Annotated in this window: 3 protein-coding genes; 1 reads left to right on the top strand and 2 read right to left on the bottom strand. The window is 68.7% G+C overall.

Annotation, left to right across the window (positions count from 1 at the left end):
• A partial coding sequence (locus QM569_RS12595; RefSeq protein ID WP_414987582.1) for a GNAT family N-acetyltransferase occupies window positions 1-253 on the top strand: 253 nt, incomplete at its 5' end.
• Between the two features lie 83 nt (window positions 254-336).
• Here the strand turns inward: QM569_RS12595 and QM569_RS12600 are convergent.
• Both QM569_RS12600 and sbcB read right to left on the bottom strand, forming a co-directional pair.
• Window positions 337-1,572 carry a cystathionine gamma-synthase family protein gene (locus QM569_RS12600; RefSeq protein WP_414987583.1) on the bottom strand — a complete coding sequence of 412 codons (1,236 nt, stop codon included), beginning with the start codon at window positions 1,570-1,572 and terminating at the stop codon, window positions 337-339.
• A gap of 8 nt (window positions 1,573-1,580) precedes the next feature.
• Window positions 1,581-3,029, bottom strand: a complete 1,449-nt coding sequence (sbcB, locus tag QM569_RS12605; RefSeq protein WP_414987584.1) for an exodeoxyribonuclease I — start codon at window positions 3,027-3,029, stop codon at window positions 1,581-1,583.
• Window positions 3,030-3,311 lie beyond the last annotated feature (282 nt).

Raw genomic sequence — 3,311 nt, forward strand, 5'->3', positions numbered from 1 at the left:
GACCGCCGAGATGGCCGCCGTCACCGTCTCGCCGCAAAGCCAGGGCACGGGCGACGGCGAGAAGCTGCTCAAGCGCATCGAGCAGCGCGCGCGCATCCTGGGGCTGGAGAGCATCTTCGTGCTGACCACGCGCACCATGCACTGGTTCATCAAGCGCGGCTTCCAACCCGTGGACCCGGACTGGCTGCCCGATGCGCGCAAGCGCAAGTACAACTGGGACCGGCGCAGCCAGGTGCTGGTAAAAAAACTCTAGAACGACGCCGAACCAGTCGCAGCCCTTTGCCAATCTGTGGTAGCAGCTATGCTTTCAGGAGCATTTCCGCCCACCCCGACCGGTCAACCCAGCGCCTGCGCGAAGTCCGCGATCAGGTCCTCGGCCTCTTCCAGCCCCACCGACAGCCGGATCATCCCGTCCGCGATGCCCATGGCCGCGCGCACCTCTGCCCCGGCCTCCCAGAAGATGGTGTGCGCCACCGGGATGATGAGCGTGCGCGCGTCCGCCAGCCCTGTCGCTTTGATGGGCAGGCGCAGGCGGTTGCACACGGCCAGGCACTGGTCGGCGTCGCGCAGCTCGAACGACAGCAGCCACGAGCCGGCCTTGAAATGCTGGCGCGCGATGGCGTGCTGCGGATGCGAGGGCAGCAGCGGGTACAGCACGCGCGCGACGGCGGGGTGCTGCTCCAGCCACTGCGCCAGCGCCAGCGCCGTGGCGCTGGTGCGGTCCATGCGCAGCGCCAGCGTCTCGGCGCCCAGCGCCAGCTGGTGCGCGGCGTGGGATGACAGCGTGCCGCCCATGTCGCGCAGGGCCTTCTTGCGCAGCTGCTGCAGGCCCCAGCCCTTGGGGTCGCCCTTGCGGTAGGCGGCGAAGATGTTGGGGTAGCCGCTCCAGTCGAACAGGCCCGTGTCCGTCACGCTGCCGCCCAGCGCGTCGCCCTGCCCGCCCATGCTCTTGGTGAGCGAGTTGACGACCAGCCCCGCGCCCACGGTGGCGGCGCGGAACAGATACGGCGAGGCCACGGTGTTGTCCACCACGTAGAGCAGGCCGTGCTGCTGGCACAGCGCGCCGATGCCTTCCAGGTCGGGGATCTGCGTGCCGGGGTTGGCGATGGTCTCGACGAACACCATGCGCGTGTTGGGCCGCAGCGCGGCCGCGACCTGGGCGGCATCGGTCACGTCCACCGTGGTGATCTCGATGCCCAGATCGCGCAAGGTGCCGAACACGCTGTTGGTGTTGCCGAACACGTACTGGCTGGACACCAGGTGGTCGCCCGCCTTCAGCAGCGTGAGGAAGGTGGCGCAGATGCCCGCCATGCCGGTGGCGAAGGCGATGGTGCCCTGCCCGCCTTCCATCTGCGTGATCTTGGCCTCCAGCGCCGCCGTGGTGGGCGTGCCCTGGCGCGCGTAGTTGAAGCCGCCCTTGGCCGTGCCCTGGAAGACGGCGATCAGGTCCTCGACCTTCTCGTAGCCGTACTGCACGGACGTGTGGATGGGCTTGTGGATGGCGCCGTGCGCCGCGCCGCCCAGGCGGTCGGCGTGGACGATCTGGGTGGTGAAGTGGTCTTGGGTGGTCATGATTTTTTTTAGCGGTCGGGGGCGATGTGTTCGGCGTAATCGTAGAGCGCGCCCAAAATTTCCTGCGCGCGCTCGTCGTCCTCTGCCGTTTCGGAAAGCTGGTCGATCTGCGCGAAAAACTGCTCCACCGTGCGCGAGCCGCCCTGCCCGTCGAACAGGCAGGCGGCGCGGTGCGCCTCCCAGCGCTCGGCGTCCTCGGGCGACAGCGTGGCCGGGAAGTTGCGCGCGCGGTAGCGCCACAGCAGTTCGGAAAGGCGCGGGTCGTCGAACGCAGTGCGGGCCTGGGCCAGCTTCTCGCCGCCCATGCCGCGCAGGTCGTTGAGCCGACGCCGGTCGGCATTGCCCACGAAACCGCCGTACAGGTCTTGATCGACATCCGGCGCGGCCTCTGGCGGGCGGGCGAACACGGCGGGCCAGATGCCGCTCATGTCCGGCAGCGCCCGCGCCGCCTCGGCATGCTGCGCGGCGCGCGTAAGGTCGATGCCCCAGCGCTGCGCCAGCGCGGGCGTGAGCGTGTGGACGTTGCCCACCACCATGGGCGACTTGTTCAGATGGATCGTCTTGACGGGCAGGCGCGCCAGGCCCTCGGGCAGCGCGTCGGCCTTGCTGAACAGGCGCAGGCGGATTTCATCAGGCCCCAGCGTCGCCAGCTCCGTGGGGTCGTGCGCCAGGTCCCAGGCGATCAGCTCATTCTTGTTGGTCGGGTGGCTCGCCAGCGGCCACATCACCGCCAGGCAGCCGCGCTCGGCCGGGAACATGCCCGACACGTGCAAGAAGGGCCGGGCCGTGGCGGCAGTGGTGGGCAGGCGCAGTTCGGCGGCCACGCGGTCCTTCTTGTGCAGGCCCAGCGCAAAGTCGAACAGCTTGGGGTTGTGCTGGCGTATGAGCCGCGCCAGGGCGATGGTGGCGCGCACGTCCGACAGCGCATCGTGCGCGGCCTCGTGCAGCAGGCCGTTGGCTTTGGACAGGTGCTCCAGCTTGAAGCTCGGCGCGCCGTCTTCCTTTTGGGGCCACTGGATGCCATCGGGCCGCAGCGCATACGCCATGCGCACCACGTCGAGCAAGTCCCAGCGCCCGCACTGGTTCTGCCACTCGCGCGCATAGGGGTCGATCAGGTTGCGCCAGAACATGAAGCGCGTGATCTCGTCGTCGAAGCGGATGGTGTTGTAGCCCACGCCGATGGTGCCCGGCTGGGCGAACTCGGCCTCGATGCGGGCGGCGAACTGGTGCTCCGGCACGCCCTTTTCCAGGCAGAGCTGCGGCGTGATGCCGGTGATCAGGCACGCCTCGGGATCGGGCAGGTAGTCGTTGGCAGGCTGGCAGTACAGCATCAGCGGCTCGCCGATCTCGTTCAGATCCGCATCGGTGCGGATGGCCGCGAACTGCGCGGGCCGGTCGCGGCGCGTGTCGGCGCCGAAGGTTTCGTAGTCGTGCCAGAGGAAGGTGTGTGGTTGCATGGCAGGCGGACGTAAGCAGCCATCAAATGTAACCGGTTTTGAGGTCCTTTTGCCCTGCAGTGCATATGTGGCAAGCGCAGGCAGCTATCAAATACGTAGCAAAACACACCGACACACGCAGCGCGCCAGTGCGCGGGACAATCGGGCCATGCACCGCAGAAAAACCCCTCGCTCCCACTCCCTGGCATGCCTCACCCTGGCCCTGGCGGGCTGCGCAACGCCCCCCGCCCCGCGCACGGACACGGCCCCACCGCCGCCCGCCCCCGTGGCCGCCCCGGCGGA

The organism is Acidovorax sp. (genome assembly GCF_047607405.1).
Lineage (GTDB): Bacteria > Pseudomonadota > Gammaproteobacteria > Burkholderiales > Burkholderiaceae_C > Acidovorax.